We start from the raw sequence: 15223 nt of genomic DNA, 5'->3' as shown, positions 1-15223 counted from the left end.
GTACTGGGAACTTAGCTGATCGACTCTAGCCCTTGGGTGAAACGGCCCGCATGGCTCTTTTCTGCTCTCGCCAGTGTCTCTAACCAGTCTGCTATCTCGTCAAAACCCTCTTCACGTGCGGTCTTGGCAAAACCCGGATACATCTCGGTGTACTCGTAGGTCTCACCCTCGATAGCTGACTTTAGGTTGTCCTCGGTGGTTCCAACTGGAGCCCCCGTTACCGGATCGCCTACCTCTGCAAGAAAGTCAAAGTGTCCAAAGGCGTGACCAGTCTCGCCCTCTGCAACCGAACGAAAAAGCGCCGCTACGTCGGGGTATCCCTCTACATCGGCTTTCTGTGCAAAGTAAAGATAGCGGCGATTTGCCTGGCTCTCGCCCGCAAAGGCCTCCTTTAGATTTTCGAATGTCTTAGAGTTCTTTAGTTCAGCCATTTATCTCTCCTTTGGATCAGATCTCTTCATACCAAACGCACCTTATCACTTAGACCCACCAACGCACTACTCTGCCTCAGACGATGCCCTGCAGTTAGCACACAACCCCCTAAAGACGACCTCTGCCTTTGTCACGGCAAACTGATCCTGAGGTACTTGCCTCTGCAGTCCCTGACCGAGCGTTAAGTAGATGTCTCGCACCTCTCCGCATCGAATACACACCAGGTGGTGGTGCTCTTCATCGACGTTGGGGTCGAAGCGAGACGATCCCATCCCTAGATCCAGAGACTGGATCTCACCGACCTCCTCGAGCTCTCTCAAGGTCAGATACACGGTCTTTAGCGAGACTGTAGGCATATCCTTGGCCAACTCGAAGTAGATGCTCTCTGCAGTGGGGTGTGAGGAGTTCCCCTCCAAGATCTCAAATATCCTTCGCCGTTGCGGCGTTACCTTTCGACCAGTGGATCGAAAGAGCTCTGATAACTCGTCGGGACTTCTCACGAGAGTAATCATAGTAGTAATCAATTACTATTTGACAATTATTTACGATAAGATACAGAACTCCTACGCACCGGCGCCGCCTACTTGAGGTAGATTTATCCTGTGGACAGATTCACACACTACGACCTCCAAAGACAGGACGCAAATCTCTCTCAGGTATTCGACGTAGCGGTCATTGGCGCTGGATCGACCGGTGCTGGGATAGCTCTCGATGCAGCATCAAGAGGTCTAAGTGTAGTTCTGATCGACCGAGGCGACGTAGCATCCGCCACATCGTCTTCCTCTTCAAGGCTAATCCACGGCGGCCTCAGATATCTCGAAAGCGGAGAGGTTACCCTTGTGGCAGAGGCGTTGCGGGAGCGCTCAATACTACAGAAGATCGCCCCTCACCTCGTTAGGCCACTTGGCTTTACGATACCTATAGTCTCAAGATCCAGATACTTCGCATTTGCCAAACGACACCTTTACTCTGCAACTCTTTGGGGTTACGATCTCGCAGGATCCTTAAGGTCTGCAAAGGCTCACAGCGTCCTTAGCACAAAGGAGGTGGTAAGGAATCTACCTCTCATAAGGCAAGAGAAGCTCCACGGAGGACTTCTTTACCCCGACTCACTTACCGACGACGCTCGCCTAACCAACTCCACTGTTTTGACCGCGCATCGAGCGTACGGCGCAAGGGTGCTTACCTATTCAGAGGTAACAGAGGTTAAAGACAAAGCTGGAACGGTAGGTCTAACGCTTAGGAGCACACTTGGAAAACCAGAGACCTTCGAGGTGAAAGCTAAAGCTGTGGCGGTAGCCGCAGGAGTTGGCAATCAGCTACTTTCGCCTCTATTTAAGTCACAGCCCAACTTTGATATCCTGCCCGCCAAAGGTATACACCTAAGTGTTCCAAGAGAAAAACTACCGCTTAACTCCGCTGCAGCTATCGACGTTCCTTCCGACAAGCGACGTGTCTTCGTCGTGCCTTGGGGACGCTACAGCTACTTTGGAACTACAGATACACGATACGACGGCGACCTGGCCTCTCCAGACATTACCAGCGAGGACGTCGCCTACCTTCTTGAAGGACTAAATGAGGTCTTTGAGGCAGATCTCGCTCCCGCCGATATAACAGGAGGTTGGTCTGGGCTAAGGCCCCTTGTCATGGAGAGGGGGACAGACAATCCTGAAGAGGTCTCTCGAAAGCACGCAATATCGGTGCGAAATAACGTCGTATTCGTCGCAGGAGGAAAACTGACGACCTACAGGGCAATGGCGACCCAAGTTACCGATGCGCTATGTGAGATATTGGGCGTAAAAGCCAAGTCTCAGACAAAGCGGCTATCCCTTATCGGCTCCTACCTCCCTCATCAAGAAAGTGAACTCAGACGAAACATCGATCGTCTCCTCGCACAGGCAACGTCGTCGACAACAGAGCGCATCCGTCTCGGAGAGCACCTAATCGCACGCTATGGCGCAGAGGCACCTAAAGTTGCTGAGGTGATTGTAAATAGTTGGAACTTGCACAGTCCTGACCTGCTTGAGGCAGATGAAATATACCTTGGTGAGATCCAGTACATGACAAAGTTTGAAGGTGCACGTACGGTGTCGGATCTCTTTCTAAGACGGTCCCGGATAGCTACCTTAGACATGGACCTTGCGGTTTCCTTAGCTAAAGCGTCCAAGAAAGAGATTATGAGATCTTTGTCGATAAACGAAGCAGAGTTCAACCTCCAGGTCGATCAGATGGTCAAGGCGCCGTCTACTAAGGTTCCAAAGTAGCCTTTGATGACCTGTAGGTCTAAAGAGAAGGGTGGCTCAAAGAGGTGTCAGTCGTAGTCCTTGACGTGGGTTCATCATCGGTTAGGGCCTCAACGCTGGCTAGGACAGGTGAGATAGAGACGGTTGCTTCCAAGGCCTTTCCCGTTCACAAAGAAGGAGTGACGGTCGTAGAGTACGACGCGAACTCTATCGCAGCTACATCTTTAGAGGTGATTGAAGCAGCTTTGGCGCACTCGAAAGAACCGGCTGAAGCTCTGGCTATTACCACACAGAGAGCAACCTCTGTGATCTGGGACGCTTCGGAGCGTAGAGCGCTTGCCCCCGCCATCTCATGGCAGGATCTTCGAACAGCAACCCAATGTCTGGCTCTTGGTGCACAGGGAGTGCCGATAGCCCCAAACGAAAGTGCTACCAAATACTCTCATCTCCTTTCAAAGATCGACAAGGGAGATCGCAGGTACCTCCGCCTTGGAACGTTAGACAGTTGGATCGCAAACTATCTTGGAGTTGGTCATATCACTGACATCACCAACGCTGCTATGTCCGGTCTTACGTTATCTGATCTTTCTAACTACGACGAAAAAAGGCTTGCAGCCTTAGGGATCGAACGAGAGCTTTTACCCGAGATAACTCCTTCCGTCGGTGAGTTAGGGGTTACAAGACACCTGTCAGAGAATCTGCCGCTTCTATGCCTCATAGGGGATCAACAGGCCTCGCTCTTCGGCCAGGGTTGTTATCGCTCGGGTCAAGCAAAGGCTACCTTGGGCACTGGAGTGATGGTCGATCTCAACTTAGGAGTTACGCCTCCATCTTTTGAACGAAGGGGGGCCTGGGGGAGCTATCGGATCCCAACGATCAAAGAGAAGGAGCAGATCGGCTGGGGCGCAGAGGGTGTACTGCTCTCTGGTGGTTCAGCGATTCAGTGGTTCTGTTCCACTTTTCTAAAGAACAGCCCTCCTAGTGCGATAAACGATCTGGCTAGATCGGCGTCCCCTAACCATGGATGTATCTTTGTACCTGCTCTTGGGGGGCTCGCCACGCCTGAATGGGACTTTGGCGCCAGAGGAACGTTTTTTGGAGTCAAAAGGGTGACAGGTGTTGCTGAGTTGGCCGACGCCGTATTACAGGGCGTAGCCCATAGTGTGGCAGATATCGTAAAGGCAGTTCAAAACGACACGTCCATTGAGATCACGAGTCTAATGGTCGATGGAAAGATGGCACAAAGCGACCTACTGCTCAGATACACCTCCGCCTTCAGCGAAGTAGAGGTACGAAGATCCAAACAGTTGGAAGCCACCTCTTTAGGTGCTGGAACGCTCGCACAACATGCGACAGAAGGCGTCTTTGACAAGCCCACTTCATATCCCCGAAAGGACCTTGTCGGTGAGACCTTTATCCCTACTAGTGTCGTTACCGCTTCAGCGGATATCGATGAGCTCAGAGCCCAATGGGCTCGCGCCAAAGAACTCTCTAAGCAACAGATACCCGCTCTAAGTGCAATCCGTTTTAGCTAAGCACCTCTAGAGGACCCCACGGCAAAGTCCTCACGCCTACTATCGGTCTCTTTTGACAACCTCTTTGCCAACAACATCCATCAGACAAAGGCGGATCCGTAGCGATTATCCTCCTGACTGGAAGGTAACAGCATAAAGACGAGAACCGCCAAGGACCCTACAATGGGAATCACGGCCAAAAAGATCCAAGCCCCAGAGTGGTTGGAGTCATGCAGGCGCCTCACCGCTATCGCCAGTCCAGGAACCAAGGCAGCAAGTGAATATATCGATACTATCGAGATCGCTCCCGTGGAGTTAGATGAGAGAGTAACTGCGTACAAAACGAAGTAAATAACAATGTTCACCGCAGCAGCCTTCCAGTAAGTGGCTCTTGTTGTCCTTGATCGAAAGTCAGCAAAGTTCTTCCACATAGAAAGATAGGCTTGAAGCACCGTAGGTGATCCCGAGGAAACACCACCGCCTCCACCAACACCACTTACATATCCCACAGAACCTCCCCTTCCAAAATCGACGCCTCCATCGTACTATAAATCCTGAGTAACTCCTGTGGGAAAAACACCCTATACTGCCACCATTGAAGGTTTGCCTTATCTACAAAGCATTAGGGGTGCTATCGAGGTAGCCAATGGAGAATTTCCCTCAGTAGATAGCGAAGTGTTCAAGGTCCCCTGACCTAACGCGTCGTCAACCTTTGATATGGGTATCTGGTCGTCTATCGGACTTGCCATGTAGAATCTCACATGTTGGACGGCTGGAGGAACATGACTGAAAACTGGAGGACTACAGGGAAACGGCCAAAGGTGGGAGTCGTCGGGGGTGGTCAGCTGGCCCGTATGTTGGTTCAGGCGTCTATCTCCTTAGACGTTGAGCTACACGTACTTGCGTTAGAGAAAGACGAGTCCCTAAAGTCACTAATATGCAGCTACGAAGTGGTGTCGGATTACTCTCCATCGGCTCTGTACCAGTTCGCGCGCAAATGCGACGTAGTTACCTTTGAGCACGAATTGATCGAATACCGAATAATCGACGAACTTGAGAACCGTGGGTGCGTAATGCGTCCTGGATCTCACACCTTTAGGGTCGCCTCGGACAAAGATGTCCAGCGAAAGGAGTTGTCCGCTGCAGCTCTGCCGGTACCTCCTCATCTGACATGTCACTCAATGGCAGAGGTCGAGGGGTTCGCCAATGCAATCAGGCCACCTTTTGTCCTAAAAGCCACACGTTATGGATACGACGGAAGAGGAGTGATCTTTGCTGACTCGGTCGCAGACGCCGAGGCGCAACTCGGTAAGGAGCCCTTTGACACTCCTTACGTCATGGAACCAAGACTCGACATCGACTATGAGTTCGCCATAGTCACCGTCTCGCCCTTAGAAGGCGAAATACTGACCTATCCCCCACTTATCACCCGACAGAGCGATGGAATCTGTGTTGAGGTGTCCACCGAGGAAATACCCGATCAAGATCTAAAGGCTAAAGCGATAGAGATCGCAAAAACCATCGCCCGCCTCACCCGGTCCGTTGGGATCCAGGCTGTGGAGTTCTTCGTCACAAAAGACGGCGAGCTACTTGTAAATGAACTAGCTCCCAGAGTTCACAATAGCGCCCACCTCACGGCGGATGCCTGTGTCACTTCGCAGTTTGAAAATCACCTTAGGGCCGTACTGAACCTACCGCTTGGATCTACAGAACTCCTTAGTGATGCCGTGATGGTCAACTTGATAGGTCCCATAGAGAGCGGCAGGTGGCACATAGATAGAGACGCCTTGTTGTCCGACCCTAGCATCAAAGTCCACCTCTACTCCAAAACTGTCAGAGCGCGTAGAAAAGTAGGGCACATCACAGTCCTCGGACGATCTCTAGAGACTGCACGAGAGACAGCAAGAGCAGCAGCCAGTAAGGCGTTTGTAAAGGAGATAGGGTGATCAACCAAAAAGTTGCAGTAGTCATGGGTTCAGACTCCGACTACGAGGTTATGGCTCCAGCGCTTAACACCTTTGAACGCTTCGGGGTTGGTTACCTTGCGAAGGTTCTCTCCGCCCATAGAACTCCGCACGATATGTTAGCCTTTGCAGCATCTGCATCCGATGAGGGGTTTGAGGTCATAGTAGCTGGTGCCGGAGGTGCGGCACACCTACCTGGGATGGTTGCCTCAGCTACTACGTTACCAGTCATAGGAGTACCGGTTCGAGCAAAGACACTGGAAGGCTTAGACTCACTTCTCTCCATAGTGCAGATGCCTGCCGGAGTTCCCGTAGCTACGGTAGGAATCAACAACGCAACAAACGCCGCCTTGTTGGCGCTTAGGATACTGGCTATAGCTAATCCGTCCTTGAAGGAGTCTATGAGGCAGTATCAGATCGAGATCGCCGATCTTTCAAGAGCCAAGACACTGCCGAGGTAGGAGATGGTGTATAAGTCCTAAAAAGCGGTAGAGCGAGGAGAATCCCCTCGCTCTACGATGTCGAGTCGTGGTATCGAGATACGTTTGAAATCCCTACCGTGCAGACTTTGAGTATCAACGCCTACACCATAACTATCGTGCGCAAAGGTAAAAACGTTACGGAAAAGTCCAGAGAAAACTTTAGAAGATCACTCCCCACCAAGAAAGTCGTGCTGGACTTGGCGATAGAACTGCATCTTTTCAACTTTGGACGGCGGGAAAGTCTCTTTATATTCCACTAACAACTATCAAAGGTCCGAGAACCTACTGCTTTGGCGACTTAGGCGGTATCACTTTTGCTGGCTTTGGTTCCTTGGGCGACTTAGGCGGTATCACCTTTGCTGGCTTTGGTTCCTTGGGCGACTTAGGCGGTATCACCTTTTCAGTTGTTGACGTGACCGATGTCGTGGTTGAAACCGTCGTCGTAGAGGACGACGCAGAGGTAGAAGAGCCAGACACGTAGGTCGATCCTGAAGTAACCGCCGTAGTAGATGTAGTTGAGAGTCCCGTAACCGGAAGAGTGCTTGGCACTTGGACCATCTTCGATCTGTGTTGGTGTTGGTACGCCTCGTTCTCGCGGATTCGCTCAACTTCGGTCCTAGTTCCAACACCTATTCGCTCAATAACCACCGAGACCGGAACATGAGTCACCTTCGATCCAAAAAGCGTCAATTTGAGCGACTTTGCCGCCGTGGTCCCCACAAAAAGCGCAAAAAATAGCACTACTGCGGTCTTTAGAAGATCTAACGCCGGGTTAGTAGAACTCGATCTTTTAGCCCATGTACGAACCTTTGCGAGATGGCTAGAATCCTTGTTCTCCGGTGCCTTTAGCGCCCCCACCACCGCGATCTCGGTCTCAGAACCAGGCAAAACCGTTTGCGACGGCGTTACGCTCTCTTCCTTCATCCTCGACCGCCACGTATCGACGATCCAACTCCATCTGGATCGAATACTTGATCTGCATACCTTGCCAGATTCTCAAGAGCCCGATGGTTTGCGATTCGCAGAGAGCCCTCCTTGCTACCACAAAATACCGCTGCCTCCGCATATGACAGCTGGTAGAGGTATCTACAGGTCACAATTGCACGCTGCCGCTTAGGGAGGCGACCTATGAGTTCTTTTACGTAGCGAAGATCTTCCAGTGAAGATATGGCCTCTTCGGGGGTGGGTTCTGCACTTTGAGGTCTGTCCTCCGCAAGCTCCTCCCAGCCTATCCGTCTCTTTCTGCGCCAAGAGTCAACAGCACGACGACGGCAGATAGAACGCAGAAAGGCTTCGAAGTCCTCTTCGGAACCGTAAAACCTTGCAACTGCACTATGGACCCCTATCCAGGTTTCAGAGACAATATCGTCATAGTCGATTGGATCCAGACGTCTCGCATAGGCTGTAAGTTTGGTATGGAACCTCTTCCAAAGCAGACCAAAGGCGTCAGAGTCTCCTTCTCTCGCACTCGCAAGACACAGATCAAACTCGACAACCTGATCCGCAGACGTCACCTAGTCACCTTTCACCCAACTCCTCCACTTTATCCGGAAAGAACCGACTATGCACAGAAATTGCGACAAATGGTGCTACTAATTTCACTAATGGTGTCCTAATTGCTTTTTGATTCCCCTACATGCTTACCATCAGAGATGCTTTCACTACATAAATCGCTAGATGCACGTCCTTAGCACAGATGGAACAACCGAGGCGACAACAGAGATGGAAAACGCGCTGATTAGTTGTTCCTCAACAAGAACGACTAGGGTTTGGAGATACTTGAATTAAGTGAGACTAGGGGTTCGACTGGTAGATCGAAGACCCTACCGGTGCTCCTGAGTAACCGTTGTAGGATGCTCCAACGGCGGGTTGCTGCCACGATCTTTCTCCAAGTGAGGAGTTTTGCACTATCACCCCACCCACAACAACGAAAAACACCACAGCTAGGAAGAATAAGAATATCGTCATAGACCTCGACGGACCGTTCTTCGCCTGCGTTTGACCTTGCTGTCCTGCCATCTCAGATAAACTCCCAGTTCCAACCTGTAACGAAAACTGATCCTACAGACAAAACTATAGCATCGACGTCGACACCGTCCAACTTGACGAACTCTTACCCAGCAGTCGCTAAAGTATAACTGTTCGAGCTGACCGGGTAGCCGCGGAGGAATCTCTGAGGAAGGTCGGGGCTCCACAGGGCAGGATGCTAGCTAGCGGCTAGTCGAGGTGACTCGCAGGAAAGTGCAACAGAGAACAGACCGCCAGCTATAAAAGCTGGTAAGGGTGAAACGGTGTGGTAAGAGCACACCAGCAGAGGAGGTAACTCCCCTGGCTCGGCAAACCCCATCCGGAGCAAGGTCAAGACGAGGCATGAGCGGCCCGCTCGTAACCTTAGGTTACAGCCTCAGGTGGACTGCATAGATGGATGGCTACCCAGGTCGTAGACCGGACAGAACCCCGCCTATAGGTCAGCTCGAACAATTAGTTCAAATTTGAACATATTAGTATATTATAGATAATAATGACTGAAAGACTCTGGCTTAGCCAGGAACAGCTTCTGACTTGGACAAACTTCTTGGCAGCGTCTCAGCTGATCGAACAACGCGTCGATTCGCAACTCCGCCATGACTTTGACTTCTCGCACTCGGAGTACGAAATACTCGTACGGCTATCCCAAGCGGAGGACCACACCATGAGAATGGGGCGCCTCGCACAGCTCACGATCATAAACAAGTCTGCTTTGACCTACAAGATTAGCAACCTCTCAAAGAAAGGGCTTATCGACAAGGTTCCTTGCAAAGACGATGCCAGAGGCCTCAATGTAGTTCTTACAAAGGAGGGGGAAAGACTGTTACATGAGATCGCACCCTCGCATGTAAAGACTGTAAGGGAGGTACTAATAGATCAGCTCAGCCCTACTGAGCTAGAAGCACTACATAAGATATCCGAAAAGCTCTTGGAGCAGTTCAGCTCGACGCCTCAGTGCGAGGGAGACCGGGCTTTGAAGTTACAAAAAGGACACAAAGACAAAGAGCAACCCAGAAAGGACGCAACCTAAAGTGACAAAGTTGCCGGTAGCATTTTTCGGACACGGCTCACCTATGAACGCAATCGAAGAAAACGACTTCACAAAGAGCTGGCAAAAGTACTCAGAGTCTCTAGGTCGAGAGGTGAGGCAGATCCTTTGTATTTCGGCTCACTGGTACACAAGAGGTACAGGCGTAACGGCGATGAGCGCACCTAGAACCATCTACGACTTTGGAGGTTTCCCAGATCGACTCTATGAGGTTAGCTATCCAGCAAAGGGAGATCCAGAGTTGGCTAAGGCTGTCGCAGACCTTCTTCCACAAAGACCGGTAGTAATGGATCAGAGCTGGGGGTTGGATCATGGAACCTGGTCTTTGCTTATGCAGATGTTCCCTGAGGCCAACGTCCCCGTTGTCCAGCTCTCCATAGACGCCACCCTCACTCCAAAACAGCACTTTGAGATTGGGAAGGCCCTTGCTCCGCTCCGAGAGCAGGGTGTCTTCATTCTTGGAAGCGGAAACGTGGTTCACAATCTCGCCGCAACGTTTCAGTCAGAGCACGGCCTTGGCGGACCACCAGAGAGCTGGAACGTGACGTTCGATGCCATGGTAAGAGATCTGTTAGCTCAAGAGCGCTTCAGCTCTCTTATCAACTTCGATCGACTTGGGAAGGAGGCAGAACTCTCGATCCCTACTCCGGATCACTACCTGCCACTCCTTTATGTCTTAGGCGCCAAGGACCAAGAAGACGACCTGAGCTTTCCCACCACGGGCTTTGGCGGAGCTGGCATCTCCATGTTGTCTGTTTCGTACTCCTGAGGGGCTGTACCCTACGACAGGGTCGCCACCATGAGGGCCTCTATCGTGTATAAGCGGTTCTCTGCCTGTTCAAAGACTATCGATCTCTCAGAGTTGAAGATCTCATCTGTTACCTCAAATGCACTGTCTCCATACAGACGCCCAAGCTCACTCCCAGCTTCAGTCGATCTATCGTGAAGCGCTGGAAGGCAGTGCATAAAGCGCCAGTTGCCATGTCCAACCAGTTCCAAAAGTTCCTTGTTTACCTGATAGGGCGCAAGCATCTCTACTCTGGAGTGCATAAGCTCCTTCGGTTCTCCCATTGAGAGCCACACGTCACTGTAGATAAAGTCCACACCTAAGAGGGCCTCCTCGGGGTTGTCACTAACCAGTACCCTTGCTCCACACGAACGGGCAAACTCTTCGGCTTGAGCCACCGTCTTTGAATCGGGCCAAAGTGCACTCGGTGAGCAGATTCGGACGTCCATACCCAACAACGCCCCTGTGATTAAAAGGGATCTTGCGACGTTGTTCCTTCCGTCACCCACGAAACAAAACGAGATCTCTGAGAGAGCCTTAGTGACGTGATCGGTCATAGTCATCACGTCTGCTAGCGACTGGGTGGGGTGCCACTGGTCGGTTAGAGCGTTATACACGGGCATACCACTGTGTTGTGCGAGAGTCTCCACAGTCTCCTGCGCAAAGCCACGATACGCGATGGCATCGTACATCCGCCCGAGCACCTTGGCGGTATCAGCTACTGATTCCTCTCGTCCAAGGTGCGAACCGGTCGGTCCTAGATAGGTTGTAAGGGCTCCCTGTCTATAAGCAGCGACCTCAAATGCGCATCGAGTTCTGGTTGAGTCCTTCTCAAAGACAAGGGCGATCCTTTTACCCTCTAAGTGCTTGGTCCTCTCAGAGGAGGTCTTGGCTCTGAGGGATTTGGCTAGGTCCACAATCTCGAGCAAAGACGTAGCGTCAAAGTCTTTTTCTGCGAGGTAACTCTTACCCTTCCAGCGTTGAAAGTCCACCCTTTGTCTTCTCCTGCTATCTAAAGAGATCTAACGATAACGCCATCGGGCTCCACAAATAACTCCCCATGGGTCAGAGGTTAGTATCTATAAGGCGCCGGGTCTACAACGTTATTCTCGGCGAAGGCTCTAAGCCTAATTGCACAGGAGTCACATCTCGCACAGGCTCTTCCTTCTTCATCAGGATCGTAGCAGCTATGGGTTATCGAGTAGTCAACTCCAAGAGAAAGTCCGAGTGCAACTATCTCTGCTTTAGTTAGTGACAGGAGAGGGGCATGAATCTTCACCTTGGCACGTCCCTCGACTGTCTCCTTTAGTGCTAAATTCGCCATCTGTTCATAGGCTGTTAGGTACTCATATCTGCAGTCTGGATAGCCTGAGTAATCTATGGAGTTGGCTCCAATAAAGATATCAAACGCGCCAACAGTCTCACCAAAGCCAAGAGCAAATGAAAGAAACACTGTGTTGCGAGCTGGGACGTAGGTGTTGGGAATCCCCTCCCCTAATTTCTCTCTCTTTGGAACACTAAGCTCCTTTGTGGTAAGAGACGATCCCTGAAACGAAACAGATGGAAGCGGAACAACCACATGGAGAGCCCCGTAACTCTGCGCAAGCTTTCTAGCACTTTCGATCTCGACCCGGTGGCGCTGACCATAGTCAAAGCTCAGGGCGTAGATCTCGTACCCCTCGCTCCCCACGAGGGCCATTACGGTCGCTGAGTCAAGTCCACCACTAAGCAATACGACTGCCTTTGACATAAACCACCTTCTTAGAGGGGCCACTAAGACCACATTTGAACGCTACCAGCCTAAAAACAAACGGCGAGGAACCCTAGCGCAAAGGGGAGATCAACGCCATAGATAAGGAATCCGCCATCCCAATGCGTTCGACACAACACTCTGCATACGAGAAATCTACTATGACGCTCCTACCGGATCGTTCAGATCTTCGATCCACCAAGTGGTCTGTCTATCAGTCCCTCGCGTTCTTCACTCCCCTTACGCGCTACGTCGATAAGTTCAGGGACACCGACTCTCGTAACCCCTTAATCCTCCGAGGCAAGTGTTATCACAGCGCGCCTAAGTAGTTGCCTCATGTGAGACCCACTTACGCCTTCGGTAAGTTTTAGTAACGGCTCTGCCTCTTCTGAGATAGATCAGAGTCCGACATCTCTCCCACAAAGCCCGAGCAGCTCTACACGACCCCGCAGTGATTGCTTTATGTCTAAGGAGCCAGATCGATCCTCCCAGTTCGATCCGCCAGTGCCCCCCGAGGGTATCGACTTTGTTGGTACTTAGAATGAAGGCAATGTTGCTTCAAGATCTACGCCGTCTATCAGGTTCATAAGCTCAAACAGCATAGGACTAGCACCAGTTGAGAGCTCTCCAACGGTTGTGATCAGATCGACATCGTTTACAATAACTAACGACAGTTGTAGATCGCAAGCCAGCCGCGAGATCTGAGATACCATATGCAACTGTCTCCCCGAGAGGATAGAGACGGTGCTTCTTGAAGCTGGCTGATTAGCTACCTAACGATAAGGGGCTTTCCAGTTCCGAGAGGGCAATAGAGAAGAACTCCACTCTTTAGATGCTGACCCGAGTCTCTCAACCTCTGCTCCAGAGCCTGGGCTAAAGGGACGAACCGATCGAGTGCTTCAAAGACCTCCTTCGGGAGTATCAGATCACTGCGGTCAAGAACAGGTCTCTTGAGTAACGACCGCAGACCAACCGGGTTAGCCTCGTAATCGCCAAAGGTTAGCACGCCCTATTGCATCACACTTTCGAAGCGCAGGTAACTTTTGAAGCGTCTCATCAGATCCAAAGCCGCCGACTGGCTGGGCAAAAAGAGCTCCAAGAACACCCGCTGCATTTGCTGGTCCCAACGTAACCCCTCTGCAAACCAAGACTCCTCCCCCTGCAACATAAAGACCCCATAGTCCACACCACGTCTATAAGTACTTGAAGAGGCGGATCTATGCACGTAGGTGACTGGGCCTACCTTAGCTGCCTTTTCTCCTTTGAGCGTGAAAGGTATAGAAGGTACCGGATCTCCTCGATTGCACAGCTGTCCACTCAAGTGTTACCTCTGGGTCCGCCTCAAATGCATCGAAGAACCCTTGGACGTCAAGTAGCCTAAAACTAGGGTGAGACGGTGCTACCACTAGGGTCGCTGCAAAGTCCGACTCTAAAAACCCAAAAAGCACTCTCGTCAGTAGGTCTTTGTCATCGTCTGACACATGGACAGTGCAAGTGCAAAGACCTTGTTCATGGTTTCTGTAAAATCACGCAGTTCTGCATCTCTATCCATTTACCAAGCCATCCCCAATAACGGTGATCTGGCATCTTTATCTACAAAGTAACGCCTATGACAGTCGTAGATGCTTCGGTATGCACCAAGGTAGTTCTTGCCCTTTGTGTCCAGTTGGCATCAAACAACGACCTTCTGACATAGAAGTCAGCCAGTTTCACGAAGCATTAAGGATCAACCCAATAACTTGTCCGTACAACTTTAAAAGTAAACAGAAAGGTTTAGGAACAATATGGGAGCCAAAAAGGTATTTTCGTTCGCTGCGTCGATGACGCTAGCCGTCGCAGCAGCCTCGGCGTTCATGGAGGCACCAGCATTCGCATCTCCCCTCAGACACAACCAGCCCAAGGTTGAAGTAATTAAGACTATCAGCGCTGGGGCACCCACACCTCACTTCATAGGCGTAGATCAAAGAACCAACCGCCTCTTCGTCAGCCACCTAGCACAAGGAACACTAACAGTAATCGACCCTCAGGACGGCAAGGTAGTTGACACCATCTACTTAGGTGGCGTTGTACACACGGTAATGGTGGATCAAGCAACGCAGACCGTCTACGTTACCGACATAGCCAGAGGTCTCCTCGACGTTATCAACGCAAGGACATACGCCCTAGAGGCTCGAGTCAACGTAGGCGGACATCCTCACGGACTAGCGCTTTCAAACTCGCTTCACGAGGTATTTGTATCCAACATCGGCACCAACCAAATCGACGTGGTTAACATGAAGGACAACATGGTAACCGACCAAATCAACGTCGGACCTAATCCTTGGGGAGTATCTTACGATCCTGCTAATCAGATGGTTTACTCGGCAAATACAGGAATCTCACCTACAGGTGCAGTAAACCCCGCAGGAGACTCGATCACCGCCATTGACGCCAAGACGGATCAAGTGGTCTCTACGACTGTAGTAGGCGCAAATCCTTGGTGGGCCCTGGCAGATCCGCATAACGCAACGGTTTACGTCGGCCTTGCAGGTGCTAACAGCGTCGCAGTTGTAAAGGGATCAAGCGTAGTACAAAATATTCCTGTCGGTTCTTCTCCGCACGGTCTCGCCCTTGACTCGAAAACAAAGACCCTATTCGTCAACGACAGCGGATCAAACCAGGTAACAGTGATCGACACGAAAGACAACTCGGTATTGGCTACTTTGCCAACTGGAATTCAGCCCCAAGGGGTAGGCATCGACAAGAAGACAGGTTACGCGTACGTCGCTAACCAGGGATCTGCTACCATCACGGTCATCAAGATCCAGCCCAAGTAATCAAATATCCAATTTGCAGGTGCCACGAGGGAGATAAATCTCGTCATCACAAGAACTAAGGCCAGACCTAGCTCTGGCCTTAGTTCTTCCTCAAACCTTTATGTAGAAACGACCGTCAGGCGTTCCCGAGATAAGCGCCCACTCAAAAAGTCCGATAGC

General features: G+C 51.1%; 17 protein-coding genes and 1 other RNA gene. 8 read left to right on the top strand and 10 right to left on the bottom strand.

Annotation, left to right across the window (positions count from 1 at the left end; genetic code table 11):
• Positions 1 to 11 precede the first annotated feature (11 nt).
• Together BUA24_RS05150 and BUA24_RS05145 are read right to left on the bottom strand one after the other, a co-directional pair.
• Positions 12 to 431: a rubrerythrin family protein gene (locus tag BUA24_RS05150; RefSeq protein ID WP_072789541.1), complete on the bottom strand. Its 420-nt coding sequence runs from the start codon at positions 429 to 431 to the stop codon at positions 12 to 14.
• A gap of 66 nt (positions 432 to 497) precedes the next feature.
• The gene (locus tag BUA24_RS05145) at positions 498 to 932 is read right to left on the bottom strand and encodes a Fur family transcriptional regulator (protein WP_178138712.1); all 435 of its coding nucleotides are present in this window, start codon (positions 930 to 932) and stop codon (positions 498 to 500) included.
• A 102-nt stretch (positions 933 to 1034) separates the two neighbouring features.
• Between BUA24_RS05145 and BUA24_RS05140 the strand changes: the two genes are divergently transcribed.
• Positions 1035 to 2696, top strand: coding sequence for a glycerol-3-phosphate dehydrogenase/oxidase (locus BUA24_RS05140; protein WP_072789535.1), 1662 nt, complete (start codon positions 1035 to 1037; stop codon positions 2694 to 2696).
• Positions 2697 to 2740: 44 nt separating this feature from the next.
• Complete coding sequence (locus BUA24_RS05135) at positions 2741 to 4210, top strand: FGGY family carbohydrate kinase (RefSeq protein ID WP_072789532.1); 1470 nt, start codon at positions 2741 to 2743, stop codon at positions 4208 to 4210.
• 80 nt (positions 4211 to 4290) lie between these two features.
• On the opposite strand, the gene BUA24_RS05130 is transcribed toward BUA24_RS05135, so the two are convergent.
• Entirely contained in the window at positions 4291 to 4698 is a 408-nt protein-coding gene (locus BUA24_RS05130) for a DUF805 domain-containing protein (RefSeq protein ID WP_084660215.1), read from the bottom strand.
• Between the two features lie 273 nt (positions 4699 to 4971).
• On the opposite strand from BUA24_RS05130, the gene purK reads away from it, so the two are divergent.
• Together purK and purE are read left to right on the top strand one after the other, a co-directional pair.
• A complete protein-coding gene (purK, locus tag BUA24_RS05125; RefSeq protein ID WP_072789529.1) occupies positions 4972 to 6135 on the top strand; it encodes a 5-(carboxyamino)imidazole ribonucleotide synthase in 1164 nt (387 codons plus the stop codon).
• Entirely contained in the window at positions 6135 to 6614 is a 480-nt protein-coding gene (gene purE, locus BUA24_RS05120) for a 5-(carboxyamino)imidazole ribonucleotide mutase (protein WP_419187298.1), read from the top strand. Before purK ends, purE begins: the two co-directional genes overlap by 1 nt.
• A gap of 303 nt (positions 6615 to 6917) precedes the next feature.
• On the opposite strand, the gene BUA24_RS12445 is transcribed toward purE, so the two are convergent.
• The 3 genes from BUA24_RS12445 to BUA24_RS05105 all read right to left on the bottom strand — a co-directional run bounded on the left by BUA24_RS12445 (position 6918) and on the right by BUA24_RS05105 (position 8654).
• The gene (locus BUA24_RS12445) at positions 6918 to 7559 is read right to left on the bottom strand and encodes a hypothetical protein (protein ID WP_072789526.1); all 642 of its coding nucleotides are present in this window, start codon (positions 7557 to 7559) and stop codon (positions 6918 to 6920) included.
• Positions 7556 to 8149, bottom strand: a complete 594-nt coding sequence (locus BUA24_RS05110; RefSeq protein ID WP_072789523.1) for an RNA polymerase sigma factor — start codon at positions 8147 to 8149, stop codon at positions 7556 to 7558. The genes BUA24_RS12445 and BUA24_RS05110 overlap by 4 nt, the downstream gene beginning before the upstream one ends.
• A gap of 280 nt (positions 8150 to 8429) precedes the next feature.
• Positions 8430 to 8654: a hypothetical protein gene (locus tag BUA24_RS05105; RefSeq protein ID WP_072789520.1), complete on the bottom strand. Its 225-nt coding sequence runs from the start codon at positions 8652 to 8654 to the stop codon at positions 8430 to 8432.
• A gap of 124 nt (positions 8655 to 8778) precedes the next feature.
• Here BUA24_RS05105 and rnpB point away from each other — a divergent pair.
• The 3 genes from rnpB (at position 8779) to ygiD (ending at position 10480) form a co-directional block, all read left to right on the top strand.
• Positions 8779 to 9115: RNase P RNA component class A (gene rnpB, locus BUA24_RS05100), an RNA gene on the top strand.
• Positions 9116 to 9156: 41 nt separating this feature from the next.
• Positions 9157 to 9693 (top strand): MarR family winged helix-turn-helix transcriptional regulator, encoded by a 537-nt coding sequence (locus BUA24_RS05095; RefSeq protein ID WP_072789517.1) that lies wholly within the window; start codon positions 9157 to 9159, stop codon positions 9691 to 9693.
• Between the two features lies 1 nt (position 9694).
• Complete coding sequence (ygiD, locus tag BUA24_RS05090; protein ID WP_218587409.1) at positions 9695 to 10480, top strand: 4,5-DOPA-extradiol-dioxygenase; 786 nt, start codon at positions 9695 to 9697, stop codon at positions 10478 to 10480.
• 11 nt (positions 10481 to 10491) lie between these two features.
• On the opposite strand, the gene argF is transcribed toward ygiD, so the two are convergent.
• From argF to BUA24_RS05070, 4 genes are all read right to left on the bottom strand, one after another.
• Complete coding sequence (gene argF, locus BUA24_RS05085) at positions 10492 to 11490, bottom strand: ornithine carbamoyltransferase (RefSeq protein WP_072789515.1); 999 nt, start codon at positions 11488 to 11490, stop codon at positions 10492 to 10494.
• Positions 11491 to 11570: 80 nt separating this feature from the next.
• A complete protein-coding gene (gene queC / locus BUA24_RS05080) occupies positions 11571 to 12248 on the bottom strand; it encodes a 7-cyano-7-deazaguanine synthase QueC (RefSeq protein ID WP_072789512.1) in 678 nt (225 codons plus the stop codon).
• Positions 12249 to 13225: 977 nt separating this feature from the next.
• The gene (locus BUA24_RS12440; RefSeq protein ID WP_178138711.1) at positions 13226 to 13375 is read right to left on the bottom strand and encodes a hypothetical protein; all 150 of its coding nucleotides are present in this window, start codon (positions 13373 to 13375) and stop codon (positions 13226 to 13228) included.
• 117 nt (positions 13376 to 13492) lie between these two features.
• The gene (locus BUA24_RS05070) at positions 13493 to 13729 is read right to left on the bottom strand and encodes a hypothetical protein (protein ID WP_072789505.1); all 237 of its coding nucleotides are present in this window, start codon (positions 13727 to 13729) and stop codon (positions 13493 to 13495) included.
• A gap of 303 nt (positions 13730 to 14032) precedes the next feature.
• Here BUA24_RS05070 and BUA24_RS05065 point away from each other — a divergent pair, with 303 nt between their 5' ends.
• Positions 14033 to 15064, top strand: coding sequence for a YncE family protein (locus BUA24_RS05065; protein WP_072789502.1), 1032 nt, complete (start codon positions 14033 to 14035; stop codon positions 15062 to 15064).
• Positions 15065 to 15223: the final 159 nt, after the last annotated feature.

It is taken from the genome of Ferrithrix thermotolerans DSM 19514 (assembly GCF_900128965.1).
In the GTDB taxonomy this organism is placed as follows: domain Bacteria; phylum Actinomycetota; class Acidimicrobiia; order Acidimicrobiales; family Acidimicrobiaceae; genus Ferrithrix; species Ferrithrix thermotolerans.
Note: the sequence above shows the minus strand (reverse complement) of the source record. Positions and strands in the feature narration are given on the sequence as shown.